The sequence below is a fragment of the Microbacterium sp. TNHR37B genome (genome assembly GCF_001620065.1).
Taxonomy (GTDB): Bacteria; Actinomycetota; Actinomycetes; order Actinomycetales; family Microbacteriaceae; genus Microbacterium.
Map to the genome: position 1 here is coordinate 208,884 of NZ_LQGV01000001.1, position 16,105 is coordinate 224,988.

A 16,105-nucleotide genomic window follows, 5' to 3' on the forward strand; every position below is an offset into this window, starting at 1 on the left:
TTTGACGGTCCCCGATCTCCGACCCTCCCGGGGTCGCGCTGCGGCGGCCGGCATCACCATCGCTCTTCTCGCGGTGCTGGTGCTGGCCGCCGATCAGTTGTCCAAGAACATCGCCCTGCGCGACCTTCCGTACCAGGAACCCGTCCGGGTGTGGGGGGAGTTCCTGCAGTTCTATCTCACCCGCAATCCCGGCGCCGCCTTCTCGCTCGGTGAGGAGGTCACCTGGGTCTTCACGATCGTGCTGGCAGCCGCGGCAGCCGCGATCGTGGTCCTCGCCGTCACGCGCGTTCGCTCTCGCTGGTGGTCCGTGGTGCTGGGGCTTCTCCTCGGCGGCATCCTCGGCAATCTCACCGACAGGCTCGTGCGGGAGCCCGGATTCCCCGTCGGTCACGTCATCGACTTCATCCACACCCCGTGGATGATGCCCGCGATCTACAACGTGGCCGACATGTTCATCGTCACGATGATGATCGGCGTCGCTCTTCTGGTTCTCGTCGGACTGCGACTGGACGGCACCCGTGAGGTGCGCGCCAGGCGCAGCACCGACGACGACGTCGCCGCCGATGAGTCGGTCGACGCCGGCGGCGAACGGGACTGACGTGCCCACTCGCTCGTTGCCGGTTCCCGACGGCCTGGACGGCTCGCGCGTCGATGCCGCGCTGGCCAAGATGCTGGGATTCTCGCGCACGTTCGCGGCCGAGATCGCCGAGCAGGGCGGTGTCGTGGTGGATGGCCACCCGGCAGGAAAGTCCGACCGGCTCCGTGCGGGTTCCTGGCTCGAGGTGGAGTGGACCGAACGTCGGGATCCGGTCGTCGTTCCGACCGCGGTCCCCGACCTCGGTATCGTGCACGACGATGACGACATCGTCGTCGTCGACAAGCCGGCGGGTGTCGCCGCCCATCCCTCCGTCGGATGGGAAGGGCCGACGGTGCTCGGCGCACTGTCGGCGGCCGGCTTCCGTATCGCCACGACCGGCGCCGCGGAGCGACAGGGCATCGTGCATCGTCTCGACGTCGGCACGAGCGGGCTCATGGTCGTCGCCAAGAGCGAGACCGCGTACACGGCGCTCAAGCGTGCGTTCAAGGAGCGCGAGGTGGACAAGATCTACCACGCCGTCGTCCAGGGTCACCCCGATCCCTTGGCCGGCACGATCGACGCTCCGATCGGGCGGCACCCGTCGCACTCGTGGAAGTTCGCGGTCGTCCCCGATGGCAAGGAGTCGGTGACCCACTACGAGACGCTGGAGGCTTTCCCCGGGGCGTCACTCCTCGAGATTCACCTCGAGACCGGACGCACGCACCAGATCCGGGTGCATATGGCGGCGCACCGGCACCCGTGCGTCGGTGACCCGCTCTACGGCTCGGATCCGACGTTGTCGGCGCGACTCGGACTCACCCGCCAGTGGCTGCATGCGCGCGAGCTCTCCTTCGCTCACCCGGCGACGGGGGAGTGGGTGTCGTTCGTCTCCGACTATCCCGCCGATCTCGCCCATGCGCTGGAGACATTGCGCGGAGACTGACCGCGATGGCCCCGCAGGCGATGTCGGTGGTCGGCGGAAAGATGCCGGCATGGATGAACGGGTCGGGGTGACCGGAGACAGCGTCGATGTGTCGTCAGGAACGCAGGGCGACGACGTCGACCTATCGGGAGCGCAGAGCGGGGGCATCGTCGTGCGGCCGGCAGACCGCTTCGACGACCTGGCGACTTTGGTCGGCCCGAAGAAGCCGATCTCGAACGTCTGCTGGTGCCTGAGCTATCGGATCCCGAACAAGGAGAATCGCGAGCTGCGCGGCGCCGCGCGGGGTGACCGGGTTCGGGAGCTCCTGAAGGCGGGTCCGCCAGGAGTCCTCGCGTACGCCGACGACGAGGTCGTCGGTTGGGCTGCGGTACATCCGCGAGCCGACACGAGCTTCGCGACGAATCGCCGCATCCCGCACGTCGATGACCTCGACGTGTGGAGCGTATGGTGCATCCGTGTGCGACCCGGGTGGCGAGGGAAGGGCATTTCCCACCAGCTCCTCGCAGGCGCCGTGGAGTACGCCCGTGCCCAGGGTGCCCCGGCGATCGAGGGCTATCCGGTCGACAATCAGGGGAGCAGGGTCGATCTCACCATGGCGTACGTCGGCACGCGCGCCCTCTTCGAGAAAGCCGGCTTCCAGGCCGTCGCAGAGACGACCTCGGTGCTGAACGGCTTCCCGCGCGTCGTCATGCGTCTCTCGCTCACGTGACGTGGGTGTCGAGTGGTGCGCGTACCCGTGTGATCGGTCAACGGCCGCCGTGGAAGGATGCGGGATCGTCTTCGGCGATCGCGAGGGCGATCTTGCGCACGTGCTGCGGGTCGACCTCGACCAATTCGCCGAGCCCGTACCATCCGACCTCGGTCAGCTCGCCATCGGCGGGATGCGGTTCACCCGACACCCAATCGCATCGGAACACGAGATCCAGATAATCGACGTGGTCGCCATTGGCGTACGTCACGCGGGGCAGTTGCTGGACCAGGGCGAGACGCGTCGCCCGCACATCGACGCCGGCCTCCTCTCGGCATTCGCGCACCGCGGTGTCGGCGGGCTCCTCGCCCGGCTCGACGATCCCGGAGACGCACTGCCAGGATCCGTTGTCGGCACGCCGGCCGAGGAGCACCTTCTCGTCCTTGAACACGACCGCGGTGACGCCCACGAGCGGTAAGGGCGCATGACCGACTCTCTCGCGCAGGGACAGGACGAACTCAGGGGTGGTCATAGAAGACAGCGTAGGCCGGGCTCACGCTCGCCAACCTTCACCGTCAGCTCGAAGGTGAGGTGAGCTCGAAGGCCACTCCGTCCGATCGGCCACGGTGTCGGGCGCTCTTCGTAGACTCGATACGTGGCATCCGACTCCTTCGTTCATCTGCACGTTCACAGCGAGTACTCGATGCTCGACGGGGCCGCGCGTATCGGATCGATGGTCCAAGAGGCCGTCCGGCTGGGGATGCCGGCCATCGCCGTCACCGACCACGGGAACACCTTCGCGGCATTCGAGTTCTACCGCGCCGCCAAGGACGCCGGTATCAAGCCGATCATCGGCATCGAGGCGTACGTCACTCCGGGCACGCACCGCAGCGACAAGTCGCGCGTGCGGTGGGGCGGTCCCGACCAAAGCGACGACGACGTGTCGGGCTCGGGCGCGTACACGCACATGACGCTGTTGTCGGAGTCCACGACAGGCATGCACAACCTCTTCCGCTTGAGCTCGAAGGCGTCGATCGAGGGCTACTACTTCAAGCCCCGCATGGACCGTGAGCTCCTGCAGACCTACAGTGAGGGGCTCATCGCCACGACGGGATGCCCCTCCGGGGAGATCCAGACGCGGCTGCGCCTCGGTCAGTACGATGCCGCGCGGGCCGCGGCCGCTGAGTTCCAGGACATCTTCGGCAAGGACAACTACTTCGCCGAGATCATGGACCACGGGCTGTCGATCGAGCGTCGCGTGATGAGTGACCTGCTCCGTATCTCGAAGGACCTCTCGATCCCGCTCGTCGCCACCAACGACCTCCATTACACGCACCAGCACGACGCGACCAGCCACGCGGCCCTGTTGTGCGTGCAGTCGGGTTCGACTCTCGACGACCCCAAGCGGTTCAAGTTCGACGGCGACGGCTACTACGTGAAATCACCCGCGGAGATGCGTCAGGTCTTCCGCGACCACCCGGAGGCGTGCGACTCCACTCTGTTGATCGCCGAACGCTGCGAGGTCGAGTTCAATACCTCCGCGAACTACATGCCGCGCTATCCGGTTCCCGACGGTGAGACCGAGGAGAGCTGGTTCATCAAGGAGGTCGAGAAGGGCCTCGAGTACCGATACCCCGCGGGAATCCCCGACGAGGTACGCAAACAGGCGGAGTACGAGACCAGCGTCATCGTGCAGATGGGGTTCCCGGGCTACTTCCTCGTGGTCGCCGACTTCATCAACTGGGCCAAGGACCACGGCATCCGCGTCGGACCCGGGCGTGGTTCGGGGGCGGGTTCGATGGCGGCGTACGCCATGCGGATCACCGACCTCGATCCGCTCCAGCACGGTCTGATCTTCGAGCGCTTCCTCAACCCCGACCGTGTCTCGATGCCCGACTTCGACGTCGACTTCGACGACCGTCGGCGTGGCGAGGTCATCCAGTACGTGACCGAGAAATACGGCGACGAGCGTGTCGCGCAGATCGTGACGTACGGCACGATCAAGGCGAAGCAGGCACTCAAGGACGCCGGCCGTGTCCTGGGATTCCCCTTCAGCATGGGGGAGAAGCTCACCAAGGCGATGCCTCCGGCGGTCATGGGCAAGGACATGCCTCTGGGAGGCATGTTCGATCCTCAGCATCCGCGTTATAAGGAGGCCAGCGAGTTCCGTGCGGTCATCGAGACCGACCCCGAGGCCAAGACCGTCTTCGACACCGCTGTCGGGCTGGAGAACCTCAAGCGGCAGTGGGGCGTCCACGCCGCCGGTGTCATCATGTCGAGCGAGCCGCTGATCGACATCATCCCGATCATGAAGCGGGAGCAGGACGGCCAGATCGTCACGCAGTTCGACTACCCGTCCTGTGAAGCGCTCGGCCTCATCAAGATGGACTTCCTGGGGCTGCGCAACCTCACGATCATCGACGACGCCCTCGACAACATCCGTGCGAACCGTGGCGAGGAGCTGGTCCTCGAAGATCTCACGCTCGATGACAAGGCCTCGTACGACCTCCTCGCCCGCGGCGACACGCTGGGGGTGTTCCAGCTCGACGGCGGGCCGATGCGATCGCTCCTTCGACTCATGCGGCCCGACAACTTCGAGGACATCTCCGCCGTCATCGCCCTGTACCGGCCGGGGCCCATGGGCGCCAACTCGCACACCAACTACGCCCTCCGCAAGAACGGTCTCCAGGAGATTACCCCCATCCACAAGGAGTTCGAGGAGTCGCTGGCCGACATCCTCGACACCAGCTACGGGCTCATCATCTATCAGGAGCAGGTGATGGCGATCGCCCAGCGGGTCGCCGGCTTCAGCTTGGGACAGGCAGACATCCTCCGTCGCGCGATGGGCAAGAAGAAGAAGTCGGAGCTCGATAAGCAGTTCGAGGGCTTCCAGGCCGGGATGCGGGCCAACGGCTACTCCGACGACGCCGTCGGCAAGCTGTGGGAGATCCTGCTGCCGTTCTCGGACTACGCCTTCAACAAAGCGCACTCGGCGGCCTACGGTCTCGTCTCCTACTGGACGGCGTACCTGAAGGCGCACTATCCGGCGGAGTACATGGCGGCGCTCCTGACCAGCGTCGGCGACTCCAAGGACAAGATGGCGGTCTACCTCAACGAATGCCGCCGCATGGGCATCCGGGTGCTCCCGCCCGACGTCAGTGAATCGATCCGGTTCTTCGCCGCCGTCGGCGAGGACATCCGTTTCGGCCTGGGAGCGGTCCGCAACGTCGGAGCCAACGTCGTCGACGGCATCGTCGCGGCGCGCGCCGACGCGCCCTACAGCAGCTTCCACGACTTCCTCGCCCGGGTTCCCCCGCACGTCACCAACAAACGCACCGTGGAGTCGCTCATCAAGGCCGGCGCCTTCGACTCTCTGGGGGCGACGCGGCGGGCGCTCATCGAGATCCATGAGGATGCAACCGAGCAAGCCGTGCTCGACAAGCGTCGAGAGGCCAACGGGGAGGTCGGATTCGACTTCGACAGCCTGTGGGGCGACGACGAGCCGCAGCAGGTTCAGAAGGTGCCGGAGCGTCCCGAATGGACGAAGAAGGACAAGCTCGCCTTCGAACGCGAGATGCTCGGGCTCTACGTGTCCGATCATCCCTTGGCGGGCCTGGAGATCCCGCTGGCGAAGCATGCCAGCACCTCGATCCACGATCTCCTCTCGTCGGACGACGTCAACGATGGAGACCAGGTGACCGTGGCGGGCCTGGTCACCAGCGTGCAGCACCGGGTCGCCAAACAGAGCGGAAACCCCTACGGCATGATCACCGTCGAGGACTTCGACGGCGAGGTGACCGTGATGTTCATGGGCAAGACCTACACGGAGTTCCAGTCGCTGCTGCAGTCAGACGCCATCCTCGTCGTGCGGGGGCGCGTGTCGCGACGGGACGACGGCTTGAACCTCCATGGACAGTCGGCCTTCGTTCCCGACCTCGGCGCGGTCGATGAGTCCGGCCCGCTGATTCTCATGATGCCGGAGCACCGCGCGACCGAGACGACGATCTCTCAGCTGGCGGAGGTGCTCGGACGGCACCCCGGCACCACGGAGGTCACCCTCAAGCTGCACAAGGGCACCACGGCGAAGGTGTTTGAGGTGCCCCACCCCGTCGCGGTCACGGTGGACCTCTACGGCGAGCTCAAGGGGCTCCTCGGCCCCCAGTGCCTCGGCTGAGTGACCACGCCCCCGAGTAGGATTTCCTGGACCGAACAGTCGACCCCGGAAGGACCATGTCGTGAGCGACGAGCACACCTCCCCCCGCCCCAAAGAGGAAACCGGTGGCCGGTTCGACGAACCCGTCGCGGCTGACCTGGATCAGGATGTCGCCGACGACGCCACATCGACGACGGAGCCCGGGTCAGAGCCGGTCTACGGCATCGGGCCCTTCTCCCTGCGGGAAGTCGTGCTGCTGGGTGTCTGGGCGCTCGCGTTCATCGTCTCGTTCTTCTCCGTGTGGGTCGACACCGGCCTGTCCTCGGTGGCCCTGCCGTTCGGCTCTGTCTGGAGCTCGGGGATCGACTGGATCCTGACGATCGGCGTGCCCACGGTCGCCGTGTTCCTCATCGTCCTGCGCCGTTTCTCGCCGGAGGGGATTCGTCGCGTCGGTTCGCTGGCGGTCGATCAGTTCGCCTCGGTGGCCTTCTCCGTGTCGGCCGTCGTGTGGCTGGGTATCCTGTGGACCAACATCACGCGGGGTATTCAGACCGGCATCTGGCTGAGCAGCTGGGTCGTGTGGGTCGAGTTCTTCCTGATGACCGCAGGAGTCTTCCTCACCGTTCTGGCCCCGTTCATCCGACCCTTCGATGAGGACTTCCGCGACCGACCCGAGGTGCCCGCCCACCGGAACGCTCGGCCCGTCCGTGCGGTCATCCCGCGGCCGGCGCAGCCGCGGACCGTGGCTCCGATCGCCGACGGGGCGAGCGACGAGCCCCACGCATCGTACGACGCCGCGTTCGCGCCCCAGACGGACACGGGCGTGGTGGAGACCGCGCCGCCGGCCAGCCAGGCGTTCTGGGCCCTCGCCCCCGAGGAACGAGAGGTCGTGGACGAGAACGGGCTTCCGCTCTTCACCGTTGGCCCCACGGCGTGGGCGCTGGTGATCGAAGACCGCGGATCGAGCTTCGTCGTCCGGCACGAGGACGGACGCGTGGGAGTCCTCACCGACGTGTCCGGCGTGACGCGCGGCTGACGTCCCGCGGGCGCGTCGCGTATCGCCGCGCCGGTACGCTGGAACGATGCTTCGCACGATCGATCTGCGCGGTCGCGTTCTCACGCCGACCGATCTGAGTGCCGCCGTTCCCCGTGCCGCCGCGGCGCGGGACGAGGCCTTCGCCACGGCCGCCCGTATCGTCCACGATGTGGCGGATCGCGGCGAGACGGCTCTGCGTGAACAGGCCGAGCGTTTCGACGGCGTCACTGGTCATGACATCCGGGTCCCGCAGGCGCACCTCGACGAGGCGCTGGCGGACCTGGACCTCGACGTGCGACGCGCACTCGAGGAGGCCATCTCCCGCGTGCGCCGCGCCTCGGAGGCGCAGGTGCCACCGCCGGTCGTCACGGAGATCGCGCCCGGCGCGCGCGTGGAACAGCGCTGGCGGCCCGTCCAGCGCGTCGGGGTGTATGTGCCGGGGGGCAAGGCGGTCTATCCCTCCAGCGTCGTCATGAATGTCGTTCCCGCCCACGTTGCGGGCGTCGCCGAGGTCGCGCTCGCCTCGCCGCCCCAGCGAGATCACGGTGGCCGCGTGCACCCCGTCATCCTGGCCGCGGCACGGCTGCTCGATGTGACCGAGGTCTACGCCATGGGCGGTGCGGGCGCGATCGGTGCCTATGCCTACGGCGTCGATGCGATCGGACTCGCGCCGGTGGATGTGATCTCCGGGCCGGGCAACAATTTCGTCGCGCTGGCCAAGCGCGTCGTGGCGGGTCGCGTCGGCACCGACTCGGAGGCGGGTGCCACCGAGATCCTCATCGTCGCCGATGACAGCGCGCAGCCGCGATGGGTCGCCGCCGACCTCGTCAGCCAGGCTGAGCACGATGAGCAGGCCGCGGCCGTGCTCGTGACCGCGTCGGAGGAGCTGGCTCGCGCTGTCGCCGTCGAGGTCGAGACGTTGGCCGCCAGGACCGCACACGGGCACCGTGTCGCTCAGGCCCTTGCCGGTCCGCAGTCGGCGATCGTCCTCGTCGATGATCTCGCCACCGCGACCTCCTTCAGCAATGCGTACGCTCCCGAGCACCTCGAACTGCACCTGAGAGAGCCTCGCGTGGATGACTTCGTCAACGCGGGAGCCGTCTTCGTCGGCGATCACTCGCCGGTCAGCCTCGGCGATTACCTGGCCGGGAGCAACCACGTGCTCCCGACGGGGGGACAGGCCCGCTACGCGGCGGGACTGTCGGCGTCGACCTTCCTGCGCCCCCAGCAGGTCATCGAGTACGACCGAGACGCGCTCGCGCAGGTGCAGCACGACATCGTGGCACTGTCGACCGCGGAGGCACTGCCGGCGCACGGGGCTGCCGTCACGACGCGCTTCGACGCGGCGGTCGCGCCGTAGGCTGAACTCATGCATTGCCCGTTCTGTCGTCATCCCGACTCTCGCGTGATCGACTCCCGAACGAGCGACGATGGCTTGAGTATTCGCCGTCGTCGCCAGTGCCCGGAGTGCGGCGGTCGTTTCTCGACCATCGAGACCGCGAGCCTCAACGTCATCAAGCGCTCCGGCGTGATCGAGCCGTTCAGTCGCGAGAAGGTGATGTCGGGGGTCCGCAAGGCCTGCCAGGGGCGTCCGGTCACCGACTCGGACCTCGCAGTGCTCGCGCAAGCGGTCGAGGAGGCCGTCCGACAGACCGGCTCTTCGCAGATCGACACGAACGAGATCGGCCTTGCCATCCTCGGCCCCCTGCGCGAGCTCGACGAGGTCGCGTACCTCCGGTTCGCGAGTGTCTACCAGGCGTTCGATTCGCTCGAGGATTTCGAGTCGTCGATCGCCCAACTCCGCGCGGATCACGCGCGCGGGCGGTCGCCCCAGGAGTGACGAGCGGGCGTTTGTCCCGGCGCTGACCTGTCGGCCCGTCGCGGGCAAGAGGCCTAGGCTGAGAGCCGATGTATCCCTTCATCTTCCGCGTCTTCTTCGCTCGCATGGATCCCGAACGGGCTCACCACCTCGTCATGCCGGTGATCCGCGCGTTCGGGGTGTGGCCGATCGCTCCGGTCGTGCGCGCGATCACGCGTCCCGATCCCGCCCTTCGGACGCACGCGCTGGGGCTGACCTTCGACTCCCCGTTCGGAGTCGCCGCGGGTTTCGACAAGAACGCCGTGGCGGTCACCGGACTGCGTGCGCTGGGATTCGGACACGTCGAGATCGGCACGATCACGGCCATCGCGCAGGACGGGAATCCCCGTCCGCGGCTCTTCCGCCTGATCCCCGATCGGGCGCTCATCAACAGGATGGGATTCAACAACGACGGGGCGGCCGCGGTCGCGGTCCGACTGGAACGGCTCCGCCGTCGCCGTCGGCGTCCCGTGATCGGCGTCAACATCGGCAAGAGCCGCGTCGTCGACGTCGACGCCGCGACCGCCGACTATGTCGCCAGCACCGCCCTGGTCGCCGCTCTCGCCGACTACCTCGTCGTCAACGTCTCGTCCCCGAACACCCCGGGGCTGCGAGGGCTTCAGGCCGTCGAGACGCTTCGGCCCTTGCTGACCGCGGTGCGTGATGCCGCGGGGGCCACGCCGCTGCTGGTGAAGATCGCGCCAGACCTCTCGGACGACGAGGTCGCGTCGATCGCCGGGCTCGCGGCGGAGCTGGGACTGGCGGGACTGATCGCCACGAACACGACCATCTCGCGAGACGGGCTGGAGACGGATCCGGCCGCCATCGAGCGCGCCGGCGCCGGAGGGCTGTCGGGCCCTCCGCTTCGCGCGCGCGCACTCGAGGTGCTGCGGCGCGTGAGGTCGGTCGTTCCCGAGGGCTTCTGCATCATCGCTGCAGGGGGAGTTGAGACAGCGAGCGATGTGCAGGAGCGCCTCGATGCGGGCGCTGACCTCGTCCAGGGCTATACCGGCTTCATCTACCGCGGCCCGCTGTGGGCGCGTCAGATCAACCGCGGACTGCGCCGGCGACGCCCCGCCGCGGGAGCGTAGGAGGGTCGTCGGCCACCGCCGGACGGATAAGGCCGGGCGCGGGATCAGGCCGGGCGCTCTCCGCGGCGCACCTGCGGCTTGGGCAGACGCATGAACCGCATCTGGATCGTGCGCATCGCCGCGTACCAGCCGAGACCCTTCTCGCGCCGGTCGCCCCATTTCTGCGTGCCGAGCTTCTTCACGCGGGTCCCGGTGATGATCATGTCGCCGATGACGAACAGGATGAACACCCACAGCCCGATGAATCCGTAGTAGACGATCGCGGGGTTGGGGATGAGGCTCAACAGGATCACGACGATCATCAGCGGCATCACGAGCTCTCCGATGTGCCAGCCGGCGTCGACGAAGTCACGCACGAACCGGCGCTGCGGCCCCTTGTCGCGGACGGGAAGGTAGCGCTCGTCCCCGTTGGCCATCCCGATCCTGGCCTTCTCGCGCTGAGCGGCGAGCTCCGACTTGGCCCGGGCGCGCGCCTCCTTCGTGTCGGCGACGAGGGGACGCTTGCGTGCGGCCTCCCGCTCGGCCCTCGTCGGGGTCGGGCGGTTCTTGCCGGGCCCTGCGGGAGCGCTGGGCTCGGTGTCGGGCGTGGGAGCGGCGGGAGTCTTGGCCACGGGAGCAACCTCGGTTCGGTGGAGAGCGTGCCTTCTAAGATTACCCGTATGACCTCCGAACTCTCCCGGCGGGAGCGCGTGCGCTCTGCAGCCGACGCTGCCGTCCCTTCCGCCCTGGCCGACCTGGGCGCGCTCGTGCGGATTCCGTCGGTTGCCTTCCCCGGGTTCGACCGCGCCGAGGTCGAGCATTCCGCGGAGGCCGTCAAGGCGCTCGTCGAGGGAATCGGCATCTTCGACACGGTCGAGGTGAAGACCGCCCGTGTGGCAGCGACGGGTGAAGAAGGGATGCCCGCGGTCCTCGCCACGCGGCGTGCGCGCAACGGCCGTCCGACGATCCTCCTGTATGCCCACCACGACGTGCAGCCGGTCGGCGACGAAGGCCTCTGGGACTCTCCGGCGTTCGAGCCGACGGTCCGCAACGGACGCATCTATGGGCGGGGTGCAGCCGACGACAAGGCAGGAGTCATGGCGCACGTCGGAGCACTCCGCGCGTTCGTCGACGCCGTGGGAACGGACTTCGACCTCGGCATCAATCTCTTCATCGAGGGGGAGGAGGAAGCCGGCTCCGGCTCGTTCGCGCAGTTCCTGACCGACAACGCCGACGCCCTCCGAGCCGACGTGATCGTCGTCGCGGACTCCGGCAACTGGGACGCCGCCACTCCCGCCGTGACGGTGTCGTTGCGCGGAAACGCGCGATTCCGGATGCACGTGAAGACCCTGGACCACGCCTCGCACTCCGGAATGTTCGGGGGAGCCGTACCCGACGCCATGCTCGCCACTGTCAAGCTCCTCGCCACGATCTGGGACGATGACGGCGCCGTCGCCGTCCCCGGGCTTCACGAGCGCGTCGCGGACACGCCGGAGTACGACGAGGCCACGCTGCGGGACGAGGCCGGAATCCCCGACGGAGTGAGCCCGATCGGACGAGGAACGATCCTCAGCCGCATCTGGAACAAGCCGTCGGTCACGGTCACGGGGATCGACTTCCCCTCCGTCCGCAACGCCTCCAACACGCTCACTCCGGAGCTGTCGGTCGTGATCAGTGTGCGCGTCGCTCCAGGGCAGCGCGCCGAAGACGCGTTCGCGGCCGTACAGGCGCACCTCACGCAGAACGCACCGTTCGGGGCCGAGATCTCCTTCCACGACGTCGACCTCGGCGATGCCTTCCTCGTCGACACGAGCGGATGGGCCGTCGCGCAAGCTCGCGAGGCCCTCGCCGAGGGGTACGGCATCCCCCCGGTCGACATCGGCGTCGGAGGGTCCATCCCCTTCATCGCGGACCTGGTGCGGGAGTTCCCCGGCGCGCAGATCCTGGTGACCGGCGTCGAGGACCCGCACGCACGCGCCCACAGCCCCAATGAGTCGCTTCACATCGACACGTTCCGCCACGCGCTCGTGTCTGAAGCGCTCCTCCTGGAGGGGCTCGAGTCGACGACGCTCTGACCGGGGGACCCCGCGGGGCGATCGGCGTCGTTCGGGCCCCGTGAGGAGCGGGCCGCGTAGAATCGAGTCATCCCGCCGTCCCCGCCTCTCAAAGGCACTGACGGCCCGACCATCGGGAGAGCCATGACCGACATCGCCACGACCACCGCATCCGACACGGCGCCCGCGCATGGTGTCGCGCTGACCGACGCCGCGGCGGCGAAGGTCAAGAATCTGCTCCACCAGGAGAACCGCGACGACTTGCGTCTGCGCGTCGCCGTGCAGCCGGGGGGATGCTCCGGGCTCATCTATCAGCTCTACTTCGACGAGCGCTTCCTCGACGGCGACAAGGCCGTCGATTTCGACGGTGTCGAGGTCATCGTCGACGACATGTCGGTGCCCTATCTCGAGGGCGCGACCATCGACTTCAAGGACACGATCTCGGAGCAGGGCTTCACGATCGACAACCCCAACGCGGCGGGCAGCTGCGCCTGCGGCGACAGCTTCCACTGATCGCGCCTGTCGCCCCCTCCGAGAGTCGGGACATCCTGGGCGGATGGCCTGAATCGCGTGGGAGGTTGCCCTAGACTGGCTGATGTTCGACCTTCATGACCCCGAAAGGTGCACCGTGCGCGTCAAACGTCGCCTCCGCTGGGCCGCAATTCCGCTGGGAGTCGCTTCGGCGATCACCCTCGCGGCCTGCACGCCGACCGAGCTGAACGGATACCTTCCGGGCTTCACCGACGACGGAACCCAGGCGACGAACCACACGCAGATGGTCTCGGGCCTGTGGGTCAACTCATGGATCGTGCTGCTGGTCGTCGGCGTCATCACCTGGGCGCTCATGGCGTTCGCCGCGATCGCGTATCGCCGACGCCGGGGCCAGTCGGGACTTCCCGTGCAGATGCGCTACAACATGCCGATCGAGATCTTCTACACGATCGTGCCGCTGATCCTCGTGGTCGGCTTCTTCGCGTTCACGGCCCGCGACCAGGCCATCCTCGAGGACCAGTACGAGAACCCCGACGCCTGCATCACCGCCATCGGCAAGCAGTGGGCGTGGGACTTCCAGTACACGGGGAGCGACTGCGAAGACGCCTCTGACGCGGTCTGGACCATGGGCGTCCAGGCTCAGACCAACGAGAAGGGCGATGTCACCAGCGAGCTGCCGACGTTGTACCTTCCGGTCGACAAGGAAGTGAAGCTCAAGCTCGTCTCGCGCGACGTCATCCACTCCTTCTGGATCATCGACTTCCTCTACAAGAAGGACATGTACATCGGCAAGGACAACTACTGGTCCTTCACGCCGACCCGTGTCGGGGAGTACGACGGCAAATGCGCCGAGCTCTGCGGCCAGTACCACTCGATGATGCTGTTCAAGGTGAAGGTCGTGGAGCAGGCCGAGTATGACGCCTACCTGGCGTCGCTGCGCGAGGCCGGCCAGACCGGCGACATCAACGACGCCTACGACCGCCTCCAGAACCTTCCCGGCACCGGCGGGAACTCCGAGTCCGAGGGAGAACACTGATGGCGACGACGCTTCCGCTCCAGGGCGAGACGCACAGCCGTCCGACCACTCTGCCGCCGCGTCAGGCTGCTCTGCTGAGCTCCTCCCGGGTCGAGCAGAAGGGCAACGTGATCGTCAAGTGGATCACGTCGACTGACCACAAGACCATCGGGTACATGTACCTGATCGCCTCCGTGCTGTTCTTCCTGCTCGGTGGCGTCATGGCCCTCATCATCCGCGCAGAGCTCTTCGAGCCGGGCATGCAGGTCATCCCGACCAAGGAGCAGTACAACCAGCTGTTCACGATGCACGGCACGATCATGCTGCTGATGTTCGCGACCCCGCTGTTCGCCGGCTTCGCCAACGCGATCCTCCCGCTCCAGCTCGGCGCCCCTGATGTCGCCTTCCCGCGGCTGAACGCATTCGCGCTGTGGCTGTTCATCTTCGGATCGCTCATCGCGATCGCGGGATTCCTCACCCCTCAGGGCGCGGCCGCGTTCGGCTGGTTCGCCTATCAGCCGTTGGCCAACGCCAGCTTCTCGCCGGGCGCCGGCGGAAACCTGTGGATGCTCGGCCTGGGCATGAGTGGTTTCGGAACCATTCTCGGTGCCGTGAACTTCATCACGACGATCATCACGATGCGTGCCCCCGGAATGACGATGTGGCGTCTGCCGATCTTCTCGTGGAACACGCTCGTGACGAGCATCCTCATCCTGATGGCGTTCCCGGTGCTGGCTGCAGCGATCTTCGCCGCCGCCGCCGACCGCGTGCTCGGCGCGCACATCTACGACCCTGCCAATGGGGGAGTGCTCCTCTGGCAGCACCTGTTCTGGTTCTTCGGGCACCCTGAGGTCTACATCATCGCGCTGCCGTTCTTCGGCATCGTCTCCGAGATCCTCCCGGTGTTCAGCCGCAAACCGATCTTCGGGTACAAGACGCTGGTGTACGCGACGATCGCGATCGCCGCACTCTCGGTATCGGTCTGGGCACACCACATGTACGTGACCGGAGCCGTCCTCCTGCCGTTCTTCGCCTTCATGACGATGCTGATCGCGGTGCCTACCGGTGTGAAGATCTTCAACTGGATCGGCACGATGTGGCGTGGCTCCGTAACGTTCGAGACGCCCATGGTGTTCACGCTCGGCTTCCTCGTGTCGTTCGTCTTCGGTGGTCTCACGGGCGTGATCCTCGCCTCGCCGCCGCTGACCTTCCACACGTCGGACTCCTACTTCGTGGTCGCCCACTTCCACTACGTCGTCTTCGGCACCGTGGTGTTCGCGATGTTCGCCGGCTTCTACTTCTGGTGGCCGAAGTGGACGGGACGGATGCTCAACGAGCGTCTGGGGATGGTCCACTTCTGGATGCTCTTCATCGGATTCCACATGACGTTCCTCATCCAGCACTGGCTGGGCGTCGACGGCATGGTCCGTCGTTACGCCGACTACTCGGCTGCGGACGGATGGACCTTGGGCAACCAGATCTCGACCGTGGGGGCGATGATCCTCGGCGCGTCGATGATCCCGTTCTTCCTCAACGTGTGGCTCACCGCCCGCAAGGCACCCCGAGTCACCGTGAACGATCCTTGGGGCTACGGCGGCTCGCTGGAGTGGGCAACCAGCTGCCCGCCGCCGCGGCACAACTTCACGTCGATCCCGCGTATCCGGAGCGAGCGTCCGGCGTTCGATCTCAATCATCCCGAGGCAGGCCTGCCCGTCGGCGTCGGCCCGGCAAAGGACGCGCCCGATGCGCCGGTTGTCGATCTCGCCGAGGGAGAGGTGAAGTAAGTGAAGACCAACGTCAACCTCTGGTGGATCCTCGGGGTCTTCTTCCTCCTGATCACGGTGCTGTACACCGGCTGGAACATCATCGAGCACTCCCAGCTACCGTGGTACAACGCCATCGAGTGGGTCGGATCGACGGCGCTACTGTTCAGCGTGTTCATGTCGGCGATGATCGCGTTCTACGTCGGCCGCGTCCACAAGGCCCAGGGTGGGGAGCTCCCCGAGGACGTGCTGACGTCGGACATCGACGACGGCGATCCCGAGCTCGGCGAGTTCAGCCCGTGGTCGTGGTGGCCGCTCGTCCTCGCCTTCTCCGCAGCCCTGGCGATCGTCGGACTCGCGGTGGGAACGTTCCTCCTGCCGATCGGCGTCGCCGTGTTCGTCGTGGCGATCGTCGGCTGGGTCTACGAGTACTACCGCGGGTACTTCGCGCGCTGA

Annotated in this window: 15 protein-coding genes; 13 read left to right on the forward strand and 2 right to left on the reverse strand. The window is 67.0% G+C overall.

From position 1 onward, the window contains the following. Window position 1: 1 nt before the first annotated feature. From lspA to AVP41_RS01030, 3 genes are read left to right on the forward strand one after another with little or no spacing between them, the layout of a single operon-like run. Window positions 2-598 carry a signal peptidase II gene (gene lspA / locus AVP41_RS01020; protein ID WP_157532362.1) on the forward strand — a complete coding sequence of 199 codons (597 nt, stop codon included), beginning with the start codon at window positions 2-4 and terminating at the stop codon, window positions 596-598. A gap of 1 nt (window position 599) precedes the next feature. Next, window positions 600-1,520, forward strand: a complete 921-nt coding sequence (locus AVP41_RS01025) for an RluA family pseudouridine synthase (protein WP_067159502.1) — start codon at window positions 600-602, stop codon at window positions 1,518-1,520. A 49-nt stretch (window positions 1,521-1,569) separates the two neighbouring features. Beyond that, the gene (locus AVP41_RS01030) at window positions 1,570-2,229 is read left to right on the forward strand and encodes a GNAT family N-acetyltransferase (RefSeq protein ID WP_082828962.1); all 660 of its coding nucleotides are present in this window, start codon (window positions 1,570-1,572) and stop codon (window positions 2,227-2,229) included. A 37-nt stretch (window positions 2,230-2,266) separates the two neighbouring features. Here the strand turns inward: AVP41_RS01030 and AVP41_RS01035 are convergent, their stop codons facing one another. After that, window positions 2,267-2,740: an NUDIX hydrolase gene (locus AVP41_RS01035; protein ID WP_067159505.1), complete on the reverse strand. Its 474-nt coding sequence runs from the start codon at window positions 2,738-2,740 to the stop codon at window positions 2,267-2,269. A 171-nt stretch (window positions 2,741-2,911) separates the two neighbouring features. Here AVP41_RS01035 and dnaE point away from each other — a divergent pair, with 171 nt between their 5' ends. The 5 genes from dnaE (at window position 2,912) to AVP41_RS01060 (ending at window position 10,346) form a co-directional block, all read left to right on the forward strand. Continuing rightward, window positions 2,912-6,382 carry a DNA polymerase III subunit alpha gene (gene dnaE, locus AVP41_RS01040; RefSeq protein ID WP_067162667.1) on the forward strand — a complete coding sequence of 1,157 codons (3,471 nt, stop codon included), beginning with the start codon at window positions 2,912-2,914 and terminating at the stop codon, window positions 6,380-6,382. A gap of 61 nt (window positions 6,383-6,443) precedes the next feature. Then, window positions 6,444-7,397: a hypothetical protein gene (locus tag AVP41_RS01045; protein ID WP_067159508.1), complete on the forward strand. Its 954-nt coding sequence runs from the start codon at window positions 6,444-6,446 to the stop codon at window positions 7,395-7,397. Between the two features lie 46 nt (window positions 7,398-7,443). Next, window positions 7,444-8,757, forward strand: a complete 1,314-nt coding sequence (gene hisD, locus AVP41_RS01050) for a histidinol dehydrogenase (protein WP_067159510.1) — start codon at window positions 7,444-7,446, stop codon at window positions 8,755-8,757. 9 nt (window positions 8,758-8,766) lie between these two features. Beyond that, window positions 8,767-9,237 carry a transcriptional regulator NrdR gene (nrdR, locus tag AVP41_RS01055; RefSeq protein ID WP_067159514.1) on the forward strand — a complete coding sequence of 157 codons (471 nt, stop codon included), beginning with the start codon at window positions 8,767-8,769 and terminating at the stop codon, window positions 9,235-9,237. Between the two features lie 68 nt (window positions 9,238-9,305). Next, window positions 9,306-10,346 (forward strand): quinone-dependent dihydroorotate dehydrogenase, encoded by a 1,041-nt coding sequence (locus AVP41_RS01060; RefSeq protein WP_067159517.1) that lies wholly within the window; start codon window positions 9,306-9,308, stop codon window positions 10,344-10,346. A gap of 44 nt (window positions 10,347-10,390) precedes the next feature. On the opposite strand, the gene AVP41_RS01065 is transcribed toward AVP41_RS01060, so the two are convergent. Beyond that, window positions 10,391-10,957, reverse strand: a complete 567-nt coding sequence (locus tag AVP41_RS01065) for a DUF3043 domain-containing protein (RefSeq protein WP_067159519.1) — start codon at window positions 10,955-10,957, stop codon at window positions 10,391-10,393. Between the two features lie 48 nt (window positions 10,958-11,005). Here AVP41_RS01065 and AVP41_RS01070 point away from each other — a divergent pair, with 48 nt between their 5' ends. From AVP41_RS01070 to AVP41_RS01090, 5 genes are all read left to right on the forward strand, one after another. Then, a complete protein-coding gene (locus AVP41_RS01070; RefSeq protein WP_067159522.1) occupies window positions 11,006-12,400 on the forward strand; it encodes a dipeptidase in 1,395 nt (464 codons plus the stop codon). Between the two features lie 123 nt (window positions 12,401-12,523). After that, entirely contained in the window at window positions 12,524-12,892 is a 369-nt protein-coding gene (gene erpA, locus AVP41_RS01075) for an iron-sulfur cluster insertion protein ErpA (protein ID WP_067159526.1), read from the forward strand. A 115-nt stretch (window positions 12,893-13,007) separates the two neighbouring features. Continuing rightward, a complete protein-coding gene (ctaC, locus tag AVP41_RS01080; RefSeq protein WP_082829074.1) occupies window positions 13,008-13,907 on the forward strand; it encodes an aa3-type cytochrome oxidase subunit II in 900 nt (299 codons plus the stop codon). Beyond that, on the forward strand, window positions 13,907-15,670 hold the full coding sequence (gene ctaD / locus AVP41_RS01085; RefSeq protein WP_067159532.1) for an aa3-type cytochrome oxidase subunit I: 1,764 nt from the start codon (window positions 13,907-13,909) through the stop codon (window positions 15,668-15,670). Before ctaC ends, ctaD begins: the two co-directional genes overlap by 1 nt. Then, window positions 15,671-16,105, forward strand: coding sequence for a cytochrome c oxidase subunit 4 (locus AVP41_RS01090; protein WP_067159535.1), 435 nt, complete (start codon window positions 15,671-15,673; stop codon window positions 16,103-16,105).

Coding starts and splice junctions, on each gene's coding strand:
- AVP41_RS01035 (WP_067159505.1), bottom strand. CDS start 2,740: ATGACCACCCCTGAGTTCGTCCTGTCCCTGCGCGAGAGAGTCGGTCAT.
- nrdR (WP_067159514.1), top strand. CDS start 8,767: ATGCATTGCCCGTTCTGTCGTCATCCCGACTCTCGCGTGATCGACTCC.
- AVP41_RS01060 (WP_067159517.1), top strand. CDS start 9,306: ATGTATCCCTTCATCTTCCGCGTCTTCTTCGCTCGCATGGATCCCGAA.
- AVP41_RS01030 (WP_082828962.1), top strand. CDS start 1,570: ATGGATGAACGGGTCGGGGTGACCGGAGACAGCGTCGATGTGTCGTCA.
- AVP41_RS01070 (WP_067159522.1), top strand. CDS start 11,006: ATGACCTCCGAACTCTCCCGGCGGGAGCGCGTGCGCTCTGCAGCCGAC.
- dnaE (WP_067162667.1), top strand. CDS start 2,912: ATGCTCGACGGGGCCGCGCGTATCGGATCGATGGTCCAAGAGGCCGTC.
- hisD (WP_067159510.1), top strand. CDS start 7,444: ATGCTTCGCACGATCGATCTGCGCGGTCGCGTTCTCACGCCGACCGAT.
- ctaD (WP_067159532.1), top strand. CDS start 13,907: ATGGCGACGACGCTTCCGCTCCAGGGCGAGACGCACAGCCGTCCGACC.
- erpA (WP_067159526.1), top strand. CDS start 12,524: ATGACCGACATCGCCACGACCACCGCATCCGACACGGCGCCCGCGCAT.